At 71.5% G+C, this 16,356-nt stretch carries 21 protein-coding genes; 6 read left to right on the plus strand and 15 right to left on the minus strand.

The window, feature by feature from the left end; translation table 11 throughout:
• The first annotated feature begins 10 nt into the window (after positions 1–10).
• From ABTW65_RS04240 to ABTW65_RS04255, 4 genes are all read left to right on the plus strand, one after another.
• Entirely contained in the window at positions 11–1,003 is a 993-nt protein-coding gene (locus ABTW65_RS04240) for a nitroreductase family protein (RefSeq protein WP_350658692.1), read from the plus strand.
• A complete protein-coding gene (locus ABTW65_RS04245) occupies positions 1,000–2,658 on the plus strand; it encodes an ABC transporter ATP-binding protein/permease (RefSeq protein ID WP_350658693.1) in 1,659 nt (552 codons plus the stop codon). The genes ABTW65_RS04240 and ABTW65_RS04245 overlap by 4 nt, the downstream gene beginning before the upstream one ends.
• Positions 2,655–4,343 (plus strand): ATP-binding cassette domain-containing protein, encoded by a 1,689-nt coding sequence (locus tag ABTW65_RS04250; RefSeq protein ID WP_350658694.1) that lies wholly within the window; start codon positions 2,655–2,657, stop codon positions 4,341–4,343. The genes ABTW65_RS04245 and ABTW65_RS04250 overlap by 4 nt, the downstream gene beginning before the upstream one ends.
• A gap of 90 nt (positions 4,344–4,433) precedes the next feature.
• Entirely contained in the window at positions 4,434–4,712 is a 279-nt protein-coding gene (locus ABTW65_RS04255) for an HU family DNA-binding protein (protein ID WP_350658695.1), read from the plus strand.
• Between the two features lie 85 nt (positions 4,713–4,797).
• On the opposite strand, the gene ykgO is transcribed toward ABTW65_RS04255, so the two are convergent.
• The 6 genes from ykgO to ABTW65_RS04285 form a co-directional block, all read right to left on the minus strand.
• Positions 4,798–4,920 (minus strand): type B 50S ribosomal protein L36, encoded by a 123-nt coding sequence (gene ykgO, locus ABTW65_RS04260; protein WP_045547214.1) that lies wholly within the window; start codon positions 4,918–4,920, stop codon positions 4,798–4,800.
• Positions 4,921–4,924: 4 nt separating this feature from the next.
• Complete coding sequence (gene rpsR, locus ABTW65_RS04265; RefSeq protein WP_141804807.1) at positions 4,925–5,161, minus strand: 30S ribosomal protein S18; 237 nt, start codon at positions 5,159–5,161, stop codon at positions 4,925–4,927.
• Between the two features lie 34 nt (positions 5,162–5,195).
• Positions 5,196–5,372: a 50S ribosomal protein L32 gene (gene rpmF / locus ABTW65_RS04270; RefSeq protein WP_350658697.1), complete on the minus strand. Its 177-nt coding sequence runs from the start codon at positions 5,370–5,372 to the stop codon at positions 5,196–5,198.
• Positions 5,373–5,408: 36 nt separating this feature from the next.
• Positions 5,409–6,527 (minus strand): GTP-binding protein, encoded by a 1,119-nt coding sequence (locus ABTW65_RS04275; protein ID WP_350658698.1) that lies wholly within the window; start codon positions 6,525–6,527, stop codon positions 5,409–5,411.
• Positions 6,524–6,787: a type B 50S ribosomal protein L31 gene (locus ABTW65_RS04280; protein ID WP_350658699.1), complete on the minus strand. Its 264-nt coding sequence runs from the start codon at positions 6,785–6,787 to the stop codon at positions 6,524–6,526. Before ABTW65_RS04280 ends, ABTW65_RS04275 begins: the two co-directional genes overlap by 4 nt.
• A 79-nt stretch (positions 6,788–6,866) precedes the next feature.
• A complete protein-coding gene (locus ABTW65_RS04285; RefSeq protein ID WP_350658700.1) occupies positions 6,867–7,424 on the minus strand; it encodes a helix-turn-helix domain-containing protein in 558 nt (185 codons plus the stop codon).
• A gap of 72 nt (positions 7,425–7,496) precedes the next feature.
• On the opposite strand from ABTW65_RS04285, the gene ABTW65_RS04290 reads away from it, so the two are divergent.
• Complete coding sequence (locus ABTW65_RS04290; protein ID WP_350658701.1) at positions 7,497–9,059, plus strand: FAD-dependent oxidoreductase; 1,563 nt, start codon at positions 7,497–7,499, stop codon at positions 9,057–9,059.
• Positions 9,060–9,072: 13 nt separating this feature from the next.
• On the opposite strand, the gene ABTW65_RS04295 is transcribed toward ABTW65_RS04290, so the two are convergent.
• From ABTW65_RS04295 to rpmB, 5 genes are all read right to left on the minus strand, one after another.
• Complete coding sequence (locus ABTW65_RS04295; protein ID WP_350658702.1) at positions 9,073–9,609, minus strand: hypothetical protein; 537 nt, start codon at positions 9,607–9,609, stop codon at positions 9,073–9,075.
• Positions 9,610–9,617: 8 nt separating this feature from the next.
• Positions 9,618–10,337, minus strand: a complete 720-nt coding sequence (locus tag ABTW65_RS04300) for a TIGR03943 family putative permease subunit (RefSeq protein ID WP_350658703.1) — start codon at positions 10,335–10,337, stop codon at positions 9,618–9,620.
• Positions 10,334–11,320: a permease gene (locus tag ABTW65_RS04305; protein WP_350658704.1), complete on the minus strand. Its 987-nt coding sequence runs from the start codon at positions 11,318–11,320 to the stop codon at positions 10,334–10,336. Before ABTW65_RS04305 ends, ABTW65_RS04300 begins: the two co-directional genes overlap by 4 nt.
• An 83-nt stretch (positions 11,321–11,403) precedes the next feature.
• Entirely contained in the window at positions 11,404–11,709 is a 306-nt protein-coding gene (gene rpsN / locus ABTW65_RS04310; protein ID WP_350658705.1) for a 30S ribosomal protein S14, read from the minus strand.
• The gene (gene rpmB / locus ABTW65_RS04315) at positions 11,709–11,945 is read right to left on the minus strand and encodes a 50S ribosomal protein L28 (protein WP_350658706.1); all 237 of its coding nucleotides are present in this window, start codon (positions 11,943–11,945) and stop codon (positions 11,709–11,711) included. Before rpmB ends, rpsN begins: the two co-directional genes overlap by 1 nt.
• 116 nt (positions 11,946–12,061) lie before the next feature.
• Here rpmB and ABTW65_RS04320 point away from each other — a divergent pair, with 116 nt between their 5' ends.
• Positions 12,062–12,475, plus strand: coding sequence for a Fur family transcriptional regulator (locus ABTW65_RS04320; RefSeq protein ID WP_350658707.1), 414 nt, complete (start codon positions 12,062–12,064; stop codon positions 12,473–12,475).
• Between the two features lies 1 nt (position 12,476).
• Here the strand turns inward: ABTW65_RS04320 and ABTW65_RS04325 are convergent, their stop codons facing one another.
• From ABTW65_RS04325 to ABTW65_RS04340, 4 genes are all read right to left on the minus strand, one after another.
• Positions 12,477–13,913 (minus strand): PepSY-associated TM helix domain-containing protein, encoded by a 1,437-nt coding sequence (locus tag ABTW65_RS04325; RefSeq protein WP_350658708.1) that lies wholly within the window; start codon positions 13,911–13,913, stop codon positions 12,477–12,479.
• An 80-nt stretch (positions 13,914–13,993) separates the two neighbouring features.
• Positions 13,994–14,533, minus strand: coding sequence for a cell division protein FtsQ (locus ABTW65_RS04330; RefSeq protein ID WP_350658709.1), 540 nt, complete (start codon positions 14,531–14,533; stop codon positions 13,994–13,996).
• 35 nt (positions 14,534–14,568) lie between these two features.
• Complete coding sequence (locus ABTW65_RS04335) at positions 14,569–15,615, minus strand: hypothetical protein (protein ID WP_350658710.1); 1,047 nt, start codon at positions 15,613–15,615, stop codon at positions 14,569–14,571.
• Complete coding sequence (locus ABTW65_RS04340; RefSeq protein ID WP_350658711.1) at positions 15,612–16,355, minus strand: DUF3159 domain-containing protein; 744 nt, start codon at positions 16,353–16,355, stop codon at positions 15,612–15,614. The genes ABTW65_RS04335 and ABTW65_RS04340 overlap by 4 nt, the downstream gene beginning before the upstream one ends.
• Position 16,356 lies beyond the last annotated feature (1 nt).

Here is a 16,356-nt window from a genome sequence, read left to right on the forward strand (position 1 = left end):
GGGACGCGACATGACCTCGAGCATCGCGCTCCTCGAGACCGCCTTCTCCCCCGACCTTCCGGGCGATCCGCTGCCTCCGGGGCCACGTGAGAACAGCTGGCCTGGCGAGCTCGTCGAGATCAGCGGCACGGCGGCGACGGCCATCCACCGGCTCTGGCGGGCACGGGGTCACCATCCGCGCCCCGACGGGACCCCGACGACGATCCCGCGCCGGGCGGTCCCCTCAGCGGGTGGCTCCTACCCCGTGCAGTGGCACCTGGTGGTGCCTCCCGGCCGTGCGCGGCCGCTCGGCCCGGGTCGCTACGTCTACCAACCGTCGGCCGAGATGCTCGTCCGCCGGTCCGAGCCCCGACCGGGACAGGCCGCAACGGACCACGTCGAGATCGTCCTCACGGTCCAGCCGGGACGTACCTTCGGCCGCTACCGTCACCGGGCGTGGCCGCTGTGGGTCGCTGATGCGGCGTACGCGCTCGAAGCGCTTCTCCTGCTGATCCCGGACGCCTACCTGCCCGAGGACTGGTCCGACCTCGCCACCGCCCGTCGAGCGCTCGGCCTGCCCCGAGCGGCACAGGTCGCGTGGTGGCTCGAGCGCGCACTCGTGCCCGAGATCGCCCTTGCCCGGATCAGGCTGCCCCTCGACCCGCAGCTCGACGAGGTCGCCTCCGCCGCGATCTGCTCACGGCGCAGCCCCGCTCTGGATCGCTTCCACGAGCGTCGTGACCTCAGCCCCGCCCACCGGCACGTCGCCGAGGCCGCGCGGCAGAGCGGCCAGTCCTGGGTGCTCGGCGCCGACCACGTCATCGGCTGGCCGCGCCCTCCGCGGCTCGACGCCGTTGGGTACGCCCGGCTGTGGCAGCTCCATCGCGAGGCCGCCCGGCACAGCTACGCCCTGACCGCCCGGGGCCATGGCGTCCGCGCCGTCTCCGGGTTCTGCACGCGTCCGATGGCTGCGCATCCGCTGGTCCATGCCATCGCCATCCTCGAGAACGGATCCACCGCATGATGGTCGACAAGCTGCTTCTGCGCACCGCGCTGCGACATCCCGCCCCTGCCGCGGCCACCGTCGGGCTGCAGGTCCTCGTGACCGCGACCTACCTCCCTCAGGCCTATGCCCTGGCCCAAGGGCTCTTCGCCGTGGTCGACCGCGACGACGATCGTGCGGTCGCGGCAGCGCTGTGGATCGCCGGGATCGTGGCGGTGCGCTGGCTGCTGTCCTGGGTGCAGGCGACCGCCGCGGCACGGCTGGGTGAGGACGTACGCCTCGGGGTGCGGGACGAGGCGCTGCGGGGCGTCCTGGTCCCCGAGGCGCTGCACGACCCCGGACGGCGAGACGGCGGCCTCCGGACGGCGCTCGTCGACGGGGTCGACGGGGTCGACGCGTACGTCACCCGTTACCTGCCGGCGCTCGCCCAAGCCCTCGTGCTGATCCCGGTGGTGACGATCCTGCTGGTCCTCGTCCACCCGCTCGCCGGTGTCGCCGCCGGGCTGGCCGCGGCCGGCGCACTGACCGCTCCGCTGCTGTGGAAGCGGCTCATGCGGCGGCGCTCCGACGATCACTGGGACACCTACGAGGGCCTCGGCTCCGACCTGCTCGAGGCCCTCCGCGGGATGGCGACGCTGCGCCTGCTCGGACAGGTGGACAGGACCCGCGCCCGGATGGCCCGGCGGAGCGAGGAGCTGCACCGTGCGACGGTGAGGGTGATGCGTACGTCGCTGCTCGACACCGCGCTCATCGACCTCGCCGTCCAGGGCGGCACGGTCGCCGCTGCCGGACTCGCGCTGGTCGCGAGCGTGACCGGGACAGGGGTGCCGCCGGCCGAGCTCTACCTGGCGCTCATGCTGGTGAGCGAGGTCTTCCGGCCGATCCGGGACCTCTCCGGCGCCTGGCACGCGGGCTATCTCGGGACCTCCGCCGTCCCGGCGCTCCGCAGGCTCGGCGTCGGCGGGCACCACGACACCCCGTCGAGCGGCCCGGCCGAGGCGGACCGGACGGTGTCACCCTCGGCGGCACTCGTCCTCGACGACGTCTCGTTCTCCTACCCCGACGGGCCACCGATCCTCGATGGTGTCCGGGAGCGCTTCGAGCCCGGCACCGTCACCGCCGTCGTCGGCCCGAGCGGCGCCGGGAAGACCACCCTCCTCGACCTGGTCCTCACCCACCTCTCCCCCAGCGGCGGCCGGGTTCTGCTCGACGGGCGCCCGGTGCGTACGTCCGATGTGGCGGTGGTCTCGCAGCGCCCCGTGCTCTTCGAGGGAACCGTCCGCGAGAATCTCCGGGTCGCCCGCCCGGACGCGAACGACACCGACCTGTGGGAGGCGTGCGCCGCGGCCGGCATCGAGCAGGAGGTACGCAGCCTCCCCACCGGTCTCGACACCCCGATCGCCAGCGCCGGAGCGAGCCTGTCGGGTGGTCAGCGCCAGCGGATCGCGCTGGCCCGGGCGGTCCTCTCGGACCGGCCCGTACTCCTCGCCGACGAGCCGACGAGCGCCCTCGACCCGGTCTCGGCACGCACCGTCACCGCCACGCTCGCACGGCTCTCCGCCGACCGCATCGTCATCGTCGTCGCTCACCGCGAGGAGTCGCTCGACGGGGTCGAGCGCGTCCTCGAGCTCACCCACGGCCGACTGACCCCGCTGCTCGACGGGAGCCACGTATGACCGCGCCAACCGCCCCAGCCCGCCCCCTCACCGGCCTGCTCCATCATCTCGGCGGCGAGCGACGCGCCATCGTCGCCACCATCGTGCTGGTGGTCGTCAGCCAGGTCTGCCTGGGCGCGATCTCGGTGCTGCTCGCCGCCGCCGTCGGGCACGCCGTCGTGCTCCGCAGCGCACCGCCGGGCTGGTTCTGGGCCCTGCTGGCCGGTCTGGTGATCCTCCGGGCGCTGCTGACCTGGGGCGAGATGGATGCCTCCCACGCCCTCGCGTTCCGGGTGCTCGCCCGGCTCCGGATGGCGCTCTTCGACCGCTACGCGGTCGCGTTGCCGACCAGGCGTCGCGAGAACGTCGGCCGCGCCGCCTCGACCGCGATGGCCGACACCGAGCGCCTGGAGTTCTTCTACGCCCACACCGTGGCTCAGCTCGTCGCCGCGGCGGTCAACGCCCTTCTCGGCCTGGTCCTCCTCACCGTCGTGGAGCCCACGCTCGCGCTGGTCACCCTCACGGCGCTCGCGCTCGTGCTCTCGACGATCCCGCTCGGCCGGCGCCGCCTGGAGACGCTCGGGCAGGAGGTCGTCGAGGCGACCGGCGCCCTCTCCGACCGGGTCGTCGACGTGCTCGGCGGCCTCCGTGAGGTGCTGGGCTACGGCATCCACGAACCGGTCCGCCGTCAGATCAGGGAGACCGGCGCCGAGGCCGCCCGCGCCGCGGGCCGGCTCGAGACCACCCATCGCGTGCTCGCCGGCGCACGCGAGGCGGCGGTGACCCTCGCCGGCGTGGGCGTGCTGGTCAGCGTCCTCGGTCGCGGCGTCGCCGCCGAGCACGTCGCCGCCCTGGTCGTCCTCGCGCTCGCGACGGTCGCCCCGGTGGCCGACGCCGCCGCAACCTGCGCTCGCCTGCCCGCGCTGCGTGCGGCCGCCGCCCGGGTCGGCACCGAGCTCGCCCGGCCATCCGTGCTCACCCGCGAAACCCCGCAGGCGCCCCTACCCGACGGACCGCTCGGCCTCAGGATGAGCGAGGTGGGCTTCGGGTACGACGACCGGAGGGTGCTCGACGGGTTCGGCCTCACCATCGCTCCCGGGGAGCACATCGGCCTCCGCGGACCCTCGGGAGCGGGCAAGTCCACCGTCGTGGCGCTGGCCAGCCGGCTCTGGGACCCCGACACCGGCACCGTCGAGCTCACCGACCCGGCCGGCGGCCACGTACCGATCTCGGCTGTCGACGACGCCGCCCTCCGGACAGCGCTGTCGACCGTCGAGCAGGACGGGGCGCTCTTCTCCGGCACCGTGCGCGAGGCGATCGCCGGCCCCTCGACCACCGATGCCGAGATCGAGGACCTGCTCGCCAGGCTCGGCCTGGCGGACACGGTCGCGGCGGAGAGCCACATCGGTGAGGGCGGCCTCCGCCTCAGTGGTGGACAGCGGGCACGACTGAGGCTGGCGCGCGCCGTCCTGCAGCGCCCGCGGATCCTGGTGCTCGACGAGCCGACCGCCGACCTCGACGAGGCCTCCGCGCGGCAGGTCACCGACCTGCTCGGCACCCTTCCGGCCACGATGCTGGTCGTCTCCCACCGTCCGCAGACTCTCGCCGGGATGGACCGGGTGATCGACCTGAGCTCGCACAGGGCCTCCGAAGGCGCCCCAAACCCCCGCAGAGCCCGTAACCACGCGGGACACGCGGGCGCGTGAACGTGGAACATCCCCAGGTCTGGCCTACGCTGGCGACGAGCCGCATCTCGTCAACCTTTGCGGCTCAGATCAACGATTTAAGGAGATCGCATGAACCGCACCGACCTGGTGAGCGAAATCGCCAAGCAGGCCGAGATCACCCAGACGCAGGCCTCCGCCGCCCTGGGTGCTGCCATCGAGGCGATCAGCGCGGCCGTTGCCAACGGCGACAAGGTCACGCTGCCTGGCTTCGGTACGTTCGAGTCGCGCGAGCGCTCGGCTCGCACCGGCCGCAACCCGCAGACCGGCGCCGAGATCAACATCCCGGCCTCGAAGGGCCCGGCGTTCAAGGCCGGCTCCGCCTTCAAGGAGCGGGTCGCCAAGGGCTGAGTCCCCTGGACACCTAAGAAGGAAGGGCCGGGTCGTCATGACCCGGCCCTTCCTTCGTTTTCTCGGTTGTCTTCGTTCGGTTGCCTCAGCCCTGGCGCGCCTTGAGGCGCGGGTTGAGCTTGTTGATCACGTAGACCCGGCCGCGGCGGCGTACGACCTGGGACCCAGGCTGGTTCTTCAGCGACCGGATGGAGTTGACGACCTTCATCGGACTATCCCTTCGTGCTCGTGTAGGGCAACAGCGCGACCTCGCGGGCGTTCTTGATCGCCTTGGTCACCGCGCGCTGCTGTTGCGGGGTGAGTCCGGTGACGCGGCGCGAGCGGATCTTGCCGCGGTCGGAGATGAACGTACGCAGCAGCTGCACGTCCTTGTAGTCGACGTAGGTCACGTCCGGCGCCAGCAGCGGCTTGCGCCGCTTGCGGACGGGGGACGGCGGTCGTTTGGGCATGAGGGCCTTCCTTTCAGCAGAGCCTTTCAGCGACTCAGCGGAGCTTGGCGGGGTCGACGTAGCCGCGCTGGACCGCGCGGACCAAGCGACGGGGTACGTCGTAGCTCTGGCCGTCGACGGTGACCGGCACGAGCGCGACTGGGGTCGCCTTCCAGCTCGATCGGCGGTGGCGGGTGTTGCTGCGCGACATCTTGCGCTTGGGTACGGCCATGGCGGCCTCCTTCTCGTGGTTGCTGCGGGGCGGGTCTCAGGCGGCGCGGCCGATGGGGCCGAGCCAGTCCTCAAGCCCGTCCCAGGACTCCTCCCAGAGCTGGCCGCGCTGGGCGATCTCCTGGTCGGTGAGCAGGGCGCGCTCGAAGGCCCGCGGGATCTGCTCGGCTTCGTCGTCGATGCCGATCACGACGATCCGGGTGAGTCGTTCGGTGCGGCCCCACTTCTGGGTCGAGCCCACGCTCGCCTGGCCGCCGGCGCCATCCCAGACGCAGATGTCGTCGGGTCGGGTCGGCACCCAGAAGCAGCCGCGCGAGCGGCGCGGGCCGCCGCCGAGGACCTCCAGCTCCTCCTGGAACCGCACCGGGTGGATCGGGCGCTCCGAGCGCAGGTCGAGCCGCCAGGCGCCGCCCTCGGGCAGCGGCGGCAGCGCGTTGCGGCGCACCTCCGCGACCCAGGCCTCCACCGCGTGGTGGCGGTGCACACCGGCGACCAGGCCGGCGGCGTCCAGGAGCGAGGGGTCGGTCACCACCGGCGTACCGGGCCGGGCGAGGGTCGCGACCAGCGACTCCTCCTCGGGATCGGGGACCTCGGTGATGCTGACGACGTCGGCGTACTCGACGATCGCACTGGCGACCTCGGCGACGCCGCGGCGGTCGTCCTCGGAGGTGGCCAGCCCGCGCTCGTCGAGGAGGTCGGGACCGAGCAGGTCCTCGGCGACGGTCGCGCCCTCGAGCGCCGCGACGACCGCTGCGATGGCGATGTGCGGAGCCATCCGCGGCGCCCAGGCGAGCACCCGGCAGACCTGGATCGCCTCGGCGGCGACCGGCAGGCAGGCCACGATGCTCCCCCAACGACCCTGGGCGGCGAGGCGCTCGAGCGTCGGCACGATGTCCTCACGGATCGCGCAGGCCACGCAGGCGTGGGCGAGGTTGATCTCCTCGTGCTCGATCACGCCGGTCAGGTCGCTGACGACGCGCGTGAGGAGCTGGCGCTCGGGGTCGATGATGTGGCGCACCATGACGGCGTCGGGGAGGCCGAACTGGAGCGAGATGGTCGCCGAGAGCATCGCGCTCTCCGCGACCCCGCTCACCAGGATCACCGGCACCTTCGGGCGGGACAGGTTGCGGGGAGACCGCGGCCGAGGGGCGCTCATCGGCCGCGCCCGTAGCGGCGCTTGAACCGCTCGACCCGTCCCTCGGTGTCGACGACGCGGCCGCGTCCGGTCCAGAACGGGTGGCTGGCGCTGGAGACGTCGACGTCGACGACCGGGTAGGTCTCGCCGTTCTCCCAGGTGACCCGCTCGTGCTCCTCGGCGAGACGCTCGAGGATCGTCGACTGCATCAGGAAGAGCTTGTCCGCCGAGCGGTCGCGGAAGACGACCGGCCCAGAGACGGGGTGGATGCCTTGCTTCATGGGGACCTCCCGCTGTAGTTAATGATAACGGTTCTCATTCTACACACAGGATCAGGCCCCGCTCATATCGAGGCCAGACTCACCCGTCGGCGGTGTGGGTGTGCATGCGTACGCCGTCGCTGTTGAAGATGCTCAGCACCTGCGCCGGGCGCGACCCGGTCGCGAAGATCGCGTGTGGCACCCGGGTGTCGAACTCGGCGGCCTCGCCGCGGGTCAGCACCAGGTCGCGGTCGCCCAGCAGCAGCCGCAGCTTGCCGGAGATGACGTAGAGCCACTCATAGCCGTCGTGGACCCGTGGCTCCGGCACCTCGGTCACCGGCTGGTAGGTGATCTTGAAGGTGTTGACCGGCGAGCCCTCGGGAGTCAGCGGCGCGATCTCCATGCCGTCGCGGCGGATCACCGGCCGGCGCACCCGCGGATCCGGGACCGACGGCGTCACCAGGCTGTCGAGACCCACGCCCAGGTGGCGGGTCAGCGGGATCAGCAGCTCCAGGCTCGCCTGCCGCTTGCCCGACTCGAGCCGAGACAGCGTGCTCGGCGACATCTCCGCCATCGCGGCCAGCTGATCCAGGGTCCATCCCTTGCTGTGCCGGATCGCCCGGATCCGCGGCCCGACCTGCTTGAGCTCATCGATCATGTGCTCCATCTCCCGTTTGCTGTTTCCGCAAGAACCCTTGCCGTTCCTTCATTGTGCCACTGAACTGGTGGCATGACCCAACACACCGAACACACCGAACAATTCGACGCAATCGTCATCGGCGGCGGTGCCGCCGGACTCTCCGCTGCCCTCATGCTCGGCCGCTCCCGCCGCCGGACCCTCGTGATCGACTCCGGCCTCCCCCGCAACCGCTTCGCGGCGCACATGCACGGCGTCCTCGGCCACGAGGGCATCGACCCCGCGGAGCTGCTGCGCAAGGGACGCGAGGAGCTGGCTGCGTACGACGTCGGGATCCGCCCCGGACGGGTCGCCCGCCTCGACGAGACCGACGAGGGCGTGAGCGTCCTCCTCGAGGACGGCGAGCGGCTCACCGGCCGGATCGCGATCGTCGCCACCGGCGTCACCGACGAGCTTCCCGACATCCCCGGCCTGGCCGAGCGCTGGGGCGCCAGCGTCCTGCACTGCCCCTACTGCCACGGCTGGGAGGTGCGCGACCGGCGGATCGGGGTCCTGACCACCTCGCCGCTCGGGATGCACCAGGCGCAGCTCATCCGGCAGTGGAGCGACGACGTCGTCGTCTTCACCGCCGGGCTCGGCCCGCTCGAGGAGGCCGACGAGCAGCGGCTGCTCTCGCGCGGGATCACCCTCGTGACGTCGCCGGTCACCGAGGTCCTCGGCGAGGGCGACCAGGTCACCGCGGCGCGCACCGCGGACGGGCTGACCACTGAGGTCGGCGCCATCTTCACCGCCGGCACCCTGCGCCCGCACGACGGCTTCCTGACCCACCTCGGCCTCGAGCGTGCGGACTCACCGGTCGGCAGCTTCCTCGCCGTCGACGCGACCGGCAAGACCAGCAGCGATCGGATCTGGGCGGTCGGCAACGTCTCCAACCCGATGGCCAACGTCCCGATCAGCATGAGCGCCGGGACCATGGCCGGCAGCGTCGTGAACATGGCCCTGGTCACCGACGACTTCGACCGCGCCCAGGCCGGGCCTGCCGCGGTGGACTTCTGGCAGGAGAGGTACGCCGGCAGCGACCGGATCTGGTCCGGCAAGGTCAACAAGGTGCTCGGTGACATCGCCGCCGGCCTCGAGGCCGGGACGGCGCTCGATCTGGGCTCCGGGGAGGGCGGCGACGTCATCTGGCTGGCGCAACAGGGCTGGCGAGCCACTGGCCTCGACATCTCCGAGAACGCCGTCGCACGGGGACGCGAGGCCGCGCGGGCTGCCGGACTGACCGAGGAGCAGGCGAGGTTCGTCGCCTCCGACCTCTCCTCGCTCTCTGACCTCGACGGGAGCTACGACCTGGTCACCGCCAGCTTCTTCCACTCCCCCGTCGAGCTGCCGCGCACCGACATCCTGCGTCGCGCGGCCGAGCTGGTGAGCCCGGGCGGACACCTCCTGATCACCTCCCACGCGGCCGCACCGCCGTGGGCCGACGCCGCCGCGCACGAGCACCACTTCCTCGACGCCAAGGAGGAACTGGCCGAGCTCGACCTGCCCGCGGAGAGCTGGGAGACGGTCGTCCTCGAGCACCGGCACCGTCCGGTGACCACCCCGTCGGGCGAGGAGTCCACCCTCGAGGACGCCGTGGTGCTGCTCCGTCGCCGGTGATCGCCCGGCGGCGTCAGGCGGCGCCGCAGCTCTCGGTGAGGAACTCGCCGAGGCGCTCGTAGGCGAGGTTCTGGGCCTCGCTGCGCTCCAGCGGGTCTTCGCCGCGGCCGGTGCGCAGGGCGTCCTCGATCATCATCCGGACGCCCTCGACGGCGGCCGGCGGCGTACCTTCGGGGACGCCCATCGACTGCAGGCTCGTCGCCGCCAGGCCCAGCGCGGTCTCGTTCTCGTCGTTCGGGGTGGACATCTGGTTCGCGTGGGCGTTCGCCATGGTCTGTACGGCGCCGCAGAACTCCTCCAGGGATGCGACCGGTCCGGCGGCGACCGGAGCGGCCGAAGAGGTCGCACCCGAGGGGGCAGAGGCTGCCGGAGCGTCTCCGCCGCCGAGGTCGCGGGTGAGCACCACGACGCCGACCGCGGCCGCGATGAGCACGCCGATGATCAGCGCACGCGGCGGGTGCGGGAGCCGGTCGCGCCAGGTCGGATCATGCTGCGCCTCGGCCCGGCGGGCGGGGTTGCCGGAGCGTCTCGGGTCACTCGGGCGACTCACTGGGGCGCTCACTGGTAGGTGTTGGCCGGCGCCTCGCGCGGCTCGACGGAGGCGGCCTCGATGGCCGTCTCCGACTTGCCGCCCGGCGCGGTGCCCTCGACCCAGCGGCCGGTGACCGCGACCCAGGAGTCGCGCTCCGGGGCGTCGTCGTAGTCCTCCACCCGCACCCGCGAGGCGCTCGCGTCGGCGGCGCAGCAGGCGATGGCGATGCGGGTGACGTACCAGTTGCCGTTCTCGTCGGTGCTGACGAAGCCGGTGAGGCGTACGTCGCGGTCCTTGATCGTCGAGCCGTCCTCGACCCCGGCACGCCACATGAACTCGGCGACCTCGACGTCGACCGGCCCGTCGGAGGCGGGCAGCGGCAGGATCTCGGCATCGGGGGCCGCCGCGACCGGGTCGTCGGCTCGTCGCTCGGCGAGGTAGGCGCCCAGGGACGGCGGACTGGCGACGAAGACGATCACGCCGGGCACGATCGCCAGCCAGGTCATCGCCGGGACCTTGTGGCCGTGGTCATGACCGTCGTGCTCGTCGCCGTCCTCGCCGTCGTGCTCCCCAGACGCGGGACGCAGCAGCATCCACACGGTCAGCCCGAGCAGCACCACGCCGGTGGCGACCAGCGGCCACTTCATCCAGCCGGTGACGTACCTCAGATAGCCGTCCCCGAACGAGAGCCGCAGCAGCACAGCGCCGAGGAAGCCGACGACCAGGGCCTGGGTTGTACGAGTCACAGCAGCCACCATCCGATGCCGACGGCGGAGGCGACCGCCGTGATGATCACCAAGGGTACGAAGCGAAGCGCGAAGCCCATGCCGAACTGGCCGGCCTCCATCGAGGCGAGCTTGATGTCCATCGCCGGGCCGACGACGAGGAAGACCAGCTTCGCGGTGTCGGAGAAGGCGGTGAAGGAGGCCGCGACGAAGGCGTCGGACTCCGAGCACAGCGCAACGATGAACGCGAACAGCGCCAGGGTGGCGATCCCCAGCACCGCCTGACCGGCGACGGTGTTGACCACCGAGCGGGGTACGAAGGTGTTGACCGCCGCGGCCAGCATGGCGCCCAGCACCAGGAAGCCGGAGGCGTGCAGGAAGTCGTGGCTGACATTGCCGAGGAAAGACCGCTCGTGGGCGTGCTGGTCGCGGCCCAGGTTGGTCAGCCGCTCGAGCAGCAGCTTGCCGCGGGCGAGCATGATCCAGCCGACCGCGACGGCAGTGATCATCGAGGCCAGGAACCTGGCCAGCACCATCACCGGCTGGCCGGGGAAGGCGACCGCGGTCGAGACGAGCACCGCCGGGTTGACCGCGGGCGCGGCCAGCATGAACGTCAGCGCCACCGCGGGCGCGACCCCACGGCGGATCAGTGAGTTGGTCACCGGCACCGCGGCGCACTCGCAGCCCGGCAGCCCGATCCCGGCGAGGCCGGCGACCGGGACGCCGAGCACCGGGCTCTTGGGCACGATCTTGCTCAGCGCCTTCTCCGAGAGGAAGGTCGAGATGACGGCGCTGAGCAGCACGCCGCCTAGCAGGAACGGAGCCGACTGCACCACGATGGCGACGAAGATCGTGCCCCAGGTGTTGAACAGGTCGTGGTCCAGCAGCGGCAGCAGCCAGCGCTGGGAGAGCAGGATGACGAGCAGGACGATCGCCACGACCTCTGTCTGCCCCAGCCGGAACCCGGACTTCTCGGCTGCCCGCACCGGGGTCTTCGTACTCATGGAGCGAGTGTTTAGCACAGCTCGATGACGCCCGGGTTGCGCCCCGCCGGTTCGGAATGGTTCCGGTTAGGATTTTGTCGAAGTCACCAGCTGGACTTGGTGATCCCCGGCAGATGCCCCTTGTGCGCGAGCTCGCGGAACCGGATCCGGGACACCCCTGCCTTGCGCAGATAGCCCCGCGGCCGGCCATCGACCTGGTCACGGTTGCGCAGGCGTACGGGCGAGGAGTCGCGCGGGAGACGGGACAGGGCGCGGACCGCCTCAGCCTGCTCGGCCGAGCCCGGCTCGGCGGCGCGGATGCGCTCCTTGATCTCGGCCCGGCGCGCGGCGTACCGCTCCACGATCTCGCGACGCTTGGCCTCGGCCGCGATCTTGGACTTCTTGGCCATCAGATCTTCTCCCCTCGGGCGCGCATCTCGGCGACGACGGCGTCGATGCCGCGTACGTCGATCTGCTTCATCGCGTTGGTGCTGAGCCGCAGCGTGACCTTCCGGCCCAGGCTGGGGACGTAGTAGGTCTTCTTCTGCAGGTTCACCTCCCAGCGTCGCCGGGTCGCCTTCTTGGACCAGGGGCGGTTGTTGCCGAAGCCTGGGCGGGCTCCGGTGACCTGACACGTGCGTGACATGGCAGCCTTTCGTCTTATTGGGAATCATTCCCAGTATGGCACAGGCGTCTCGTGTCCTGTCATCGACGGCCCTGCTGGACACGGGATCCATACCGATACCGACTAACATGTCGCTCATGGCACCAACCCAGCAGGTCAAGCGGCGCGCAACCAACCAGGGCGCCGCGGTGAAGGAGGCTCTCGCCGCCGAGGACACCTTCCGCAGCGCCCAGGACGTCTACGCCACGCTGCGAGCCAACGGCGAGAAGATCGGCCTCTCCACGGTCTACCGCCACCTGCAGATCTTCGTCGACGACGGACTCGCCGACGTGATCCACAAGCCCGACGGTGAGTCCACCTACCGGCTGTGCGGCGACGCCTCCACGACCCATCACCACCACCTGGTGTGCCGCAGCTGCGGCAAGGCCGTGGAGATCGAGGGCCCGGCCGTGGAGACCTGGGCCGACAAGGTGGCGGCGCAGAACGGCTTCACCGACGTCAACCACACCGTGGAGATCTTCGGCCTCTGCGCGACCTGCGCCGCCGCCTGAGTCAGCTGCGCCGACGCACCGCGCCCAGCGCGGCGTCGACCACCAGGAACGCGACCAGGCTGATCCCCAGCATCGGGACGAACCAGCCGACCACACCGGTGACCGCGACGAGCGCCACGAGTGCCGGCCAGGGCAGACGGCGCCACGCCCCGCGCGGCACCGGCTTGCCGAACCGGAGACCTCCCGCTCCGCGGGGCCGCCGCAGCCACAACATCCGGTAGCCGAGCACGGTCATCACGATCAGGCCGATCGCCAGCGCCGCCAGCGCCAGCTGGTTGACGATGCCGAACAGGATGCCCATGTGGGCGCCGATGACCCAGTCGGTCAGCTTGGCCATGACCGGCCAGTCGGCGAAGTCGACCCGGTCCAGCATCTCGCCGGTGGCGGGGTCGACGCTGATCGCGTCGTACCTGGTCGGCCAGTCGCGCTTGTTCTCCGCCGCCGTCCACGCGCTGGCGCCGTCGGTCGGCGGGACCAGGTAGAGCGGATCGCCCAGCCCGGCTTCCCGCGCGGTGGCGAGAACACCGTCCACACCTGCCCCGTCGGAGAAGGCCGCATCCGGGTCACCCGCGGGTGCCGCCGATTCGGTGGAGCCGTGGTGCGCGTGCTCGTCCGCGGCGCCGCCGGCGTGCAGCGAGGTCGCCGGTGTGGGCTCGGTCCAGGACAGCGCCGTACGCACCTCGCCGATGTTCGCCCCGGCGAAGCGTGACCAGGTCAGCCCGGAGACCGACAGCGCCAGTACGCCCAGCAGGACCCACACGCCGATGACGGCATGCCACGACATCACCCGGGAACGTCCGGTGGCCGCCGGGTCGGGAGCGACCAGCCGGCGCGCGCGCCGGTCTCGGCGTCCCTTGCCGATCCACAGCATCAGCCCGCCGAGGGCCACCACCCACAGCCAGCTCGCGGCGAGCTCGCTGTAGTGGCGCCCGAAGGCACCCAGGTGGAGATTGCGGTGCAGCTCGTCGAGCCACGCCCGGAATCCGAGCCACTGGCCGTAGCTGCGTACCTGGCCCTCCACGCCGGCGGTGTAGGGGTTGACGAAGACGGACATGTCGTAGTCGGCCGGAACGGTCTCGTCGGTGAAGACCACCCGGGTGCTGCGGTCGGCGGCGGGCGGCACGTCGACGCGGAGGATGTCGCCATCGGGGTGGCTCGCCCGGGCGGCGGCGACCTGCTCGGCGAGCGTCACCTGATCTCCTGACGGGGTGACGTGGGTCAGGTCGTGATAGGCGATCTGCTCGACCTGCGGGGCGATCGTGTAGAGCAGCCCGGTCACCGAGGCGACCAGGATGAACGGGGCGACCAGCACCCCGGCGTAGAAGTGGAGCCGCAGCACGAGCGGGCGGATCGTCGGCCACCAGCCGAGCCTGGCGCCGGGCGCCTCTGTCTGTGGCTCTGTTGGGGACGCGGTCTGGAACTGGGTCGGAACGGACATTCGAGGTTTCTCTTCTCGCGAATTTTTCGGGTACGCAAGACAGCCACCGGGATTCACCCGGTGGTGCTCGCAGAGGGATCTCAGAGGCCGGCAGGCCTCGGCGGTCCCCTTCGCGGAGAGACATCAGCCCACAGGACCGGTCGCGGGACGATCTGGCACACCTCGGCGAGGAGGCGGCCGACAGGTGCGATTCGCGGCCTCGGAAGGCTGCGTACGGCCACGGCCAGCGCCCTGCGGTGCAGTACCCAGACGACGACCGAGAGCACCGCGGCGCAGGCGTGGGCCAGGAGCATCGCGACGCCGTCGGCGGAGCCGAGCGAGGTGCCGACAGCGTGATGGTGCTCGGCGCCGGGGGCCGCGGCGAACGCCGCGAAGACCTCGTGGAGACCCAGCTGGGACAGGCCGGCCAGAGCAGCACCGGCGAGGAGCCCGACCCGGCGCTGCAGCACCACCACGCCGGTGCCGAAGACGGCCAGGGCCGCCGCGACCAGCCAGCCGGCGCTCGGCAACGCGCCGCCCGCGGCCAGGTGGGCAAGGGCCGCGCCGGTCATGATCTCGAGGGTGGCGAGCAGGGAGAGCCACACGCTTCCGCGCGTCGGTCTCACCACTCGCAGCTCCACGCGCAGCACCGTATCCCGAACCCCGAGCCGAGAGCTCAGAGCTCGCTGGTCTTGCCCTCGACGAGGAAGGTCGGGTACTGGCCCTGGTCCTCGTCGTCGGTCGGGATCACCGGGCTCACCGGCGTGCACGCGAGGGTGCGCACCTCGCAGGTGACGACCTGCTGGGCGCGCAGCACGTTGGCAGCGTTCGGGTCTATGCGCTGTGCGACGCCGAAGAACGTGTCCTCGTCGCTCCACCCGGCCAACGTGAAATGACCCCAGGGAGCATCGATCGGGCGTTGGTCCCCGGTCGCTGCGTCGTACGCAACCGCCTGGGTGGGCCACTCGGTGGTGTCGAAGATCGTGCTGCGGTCCGGTGAGAGCAGCCCCACTCCGGACAGCCAGGTGTCGGCCACCTTCCGGCGCCGGCCCTCAGCTTCGAGATAGACGTGGAAGCCATCAGGGAACAGAGTCTCGGCAAGGCCCTCGTAGACCTCCCCGTCGGGGCCGTCGCTCGCCCGTGTCGTGGAGCCGTCCTCGAGATCGATGGTGGTTCGGTCGAAGAAGAGGCGCTCGTTGCTGACCCCGATCAGCAGCGGCATGATCTCGCCGTAGAGGTCCGCGAGATCCGCGTCCCCGTCGGGCTCCTCGTCAGGCGTTCGGTAGAGCTGCTCGCCCGTGCGGGTGTCGAACGCCGCGACCTGGAGCACGTGGGTGCCGAACTCGTCGGTCGGGCCGCGCGACTGGTCCACCGTCGCGAAGACCGAGCGATCCGCAGACACCGCCAGGTTGCGCCAGCCGACCTTCTCGACCTTCTCGGTCTCGCCCTCGGCGCTGGTGAACCACAGCGTCCCGCCACGCATCCAGTAGACGCCGGTCGCGCCCAGGACGAACTGGTCCACACGATCACCGAGCTCGACGCTCCGCTCCCCCACACGCAGGGTGCCGTCGGCGTACCAGGTCGGGGCGGTGGCGTCCCACTCGGTCGGCCCCACGGGCAGCGAGAAGGGCTCCTTGCCGCCGCCGCTCGCAGTCGGGCTCCCACATCCGGTCAGCGAGAGCGCGACGAGCGCGCCGGCGACGACGGCCCCGCGTAGGTTCATCGAGCCCGCTGGACCGGCGTGTGGTTGCGGGCGAGGAGCCAGATCATGGTGCCGTAGCAGGCGATCCGGAGCGCCCAGCCGAGGCCGGTGCGGAGGATGCCGAGGGCGAGGATCGCCCAGTCGCGGTCGATCGTCCCGCTCCAGGCCAGGAACCAGATCGGGCCCTGGATGGCCGCGCCGATCGCCCCGGGCGCAAGGAAGAGCCAGGTCAGCCGCGAGCACAGCTTCACGATCTGCTTGTCCTGGTGCCACTCGAGCGGATCGCCGCTGGCGACGCCGATGAAGAAGCCGAAGATCGGCCAGCCGATCAGGCACAGCCCGCCGACCACGACGGTGTAGCCGAGGCTGATCAGGATGCCGGGCAGGAAGTAGGCCAGCGCCTGCTCCTCTGCCGAGCCGCCCATGGACTGGGCCAGCCGCACGACCGCGAAGCCGATGAGGATGCCGAAGATGGCGTTGCCGACGTACTGCAGGCTCGAGCGCTGCACGAGCCGGACCAGCAGGAAGGCCGCCGCGGTCGCGGCCGAAGCGATCAGCGCGACCTTGAGGTCCTTGACCACCAGCCAGGCGATGGTGAAGACCAGCCCGGGCACGCCGGCCTCGAGCATCCCGCGCACACCGCCCAGCCCGGCGGACATCTGGCGGCGTACGACCGCCTCGACGGTGTCGACGGTCGGATGGTTGTGGTCGTGCTCGTCGCCCTGGCCGTCGTCGGCAGGGGTCTCAGAGGTGGGGCTCACG

The sequence above is a fragment of the Nocardioides sp. NPDC127503 genome (genome assembly GCF_040302165.1).
Classification (GTDB): domain Bacteria; phylum Actinomycetota; class Actinomycetes; order Propionibacteriales; family Nocardioidaceae; genus Nocardioides.

Bases quoted from the DNA above. Each gene is read 5' to 3' on its own strand.
- ABTW65_RS04275 (WP_350658698.1), bottom strand. From the start codon at position 6,527: ATGAGCGCCCCTCGGCCGCGGTCTCCCCGCAACCTGTCCCGCCCGAAG.
- rpsN (WP_350658705.1), bottom strand. From the start codon at position 11,709: ATGGCCAAGAAGTCCAAGATCGCGGCCGAGGCCAAGCGTCGCGAGATC.
- ykgO (WP_045547214.1), bottom strand. From the start codon at position 4,920: ATGAAGGTCGTCAACTCCATCCGGTCGCTGAAGAACCAGCCTGGGTCC.
- ABTW65_RS04325 (WP_350658708.1), bottom strand. From the start codon at position 13,913: ATGTCCGTTCCGACCCAGTTCCAGACCGCGTCCCCAACAGAGCCACAG.
- ABTW65_RS04280 (WP_350658699.1), bottom strand. From the start codon at position 6,787: ATGAAGCAAGGCATCCACCCCGTCTCTGGGCCGGTCGTCTTCCGCGAC.
- ABTW65_RS04320 (WP_350658707.1), top strand. From the start codon at position 12,062: ATGGCACCAACCCAGCAGGTCAAGCGGCGCGCAACCAACCAGGGCGCC.
- ABTW65_RS04240 (WP_350658692.1), top strand. From the start codon at position 11: ATGACCTCGAGCATCGCGCTCCTCGAGACCGCCTTCTCCCCCGACCTT.
- ABTW65_RS04290 (WP_350658701.1), top strand. From the start codon at position 7,497: ATGACCCAACACACCGAACACACCGAACAATTCGACGCAATCGTCATC.
- ABTW65_RS04285 (WP_350658700.1), bottom strand. From the start codon at position 7,424: ATGATCGATGAGCTCAAGCAGGTCGGGCCGCGGATCCGGGCGATCCGG.
- rpmB (WP_350658706.1), bottom strand. From the start codon at position 11,945: ATGTCACGCACGTGTCAGGTCACCGGAGCCCGCCCAGGCTTCGGCAAC.
- ABTW65_RS04335 (WP_350658710.1), bottom strand. From the start codon at position 15,615: ATGAACCTACGCGGGGCCGTCGTCGCCGGCGCGCTCGTCGCGCTCTCG.
- ABTW65_RS04305 (WP_350658704.1), bottom strand. From the start codon at position 11,320: ATGAGTACGAAGACCCCGGTGCGGGCAGCCGAGAAGTCCGGGTTCCGG.
- ABTW65_RS04250 (WP_350658694.1), top strand. From the start codon at position 2,655: ATGACCGCGCCAACCGCCCCAGCCCGCCCCCTCACCGGCCTGCTCCAT.
- rpsR (WP_141804807.1), bottom strand. From the start codon at position 5,161: ATGCCCAAACGACCGCCGTCCCCCGTCCGCAAGCGGCGCAAGCCGCTG.
- ABTW65_RS04245 (WP_350658693.1), top strand. From the start codon at position 1,000: ATGATGGTCGACAAGCTGCTTCTGCGCACCGCGCTGCGACATCCCGCC.
- ABTW65_RS04255 (WP_350658695.1), top strand. From the start codon at position 4,434: ATGAACCGCACCGACCTGGTGAGCGAAATCGCCAAGCAGGCCGAGATC.
- rpmF (WP_350658697.1), bottom strand. From the start codon at position 5,372: ATGGCCGTACCCAAGCGCAAGATGTCGCGCAGCAACACCCGCCACCGC.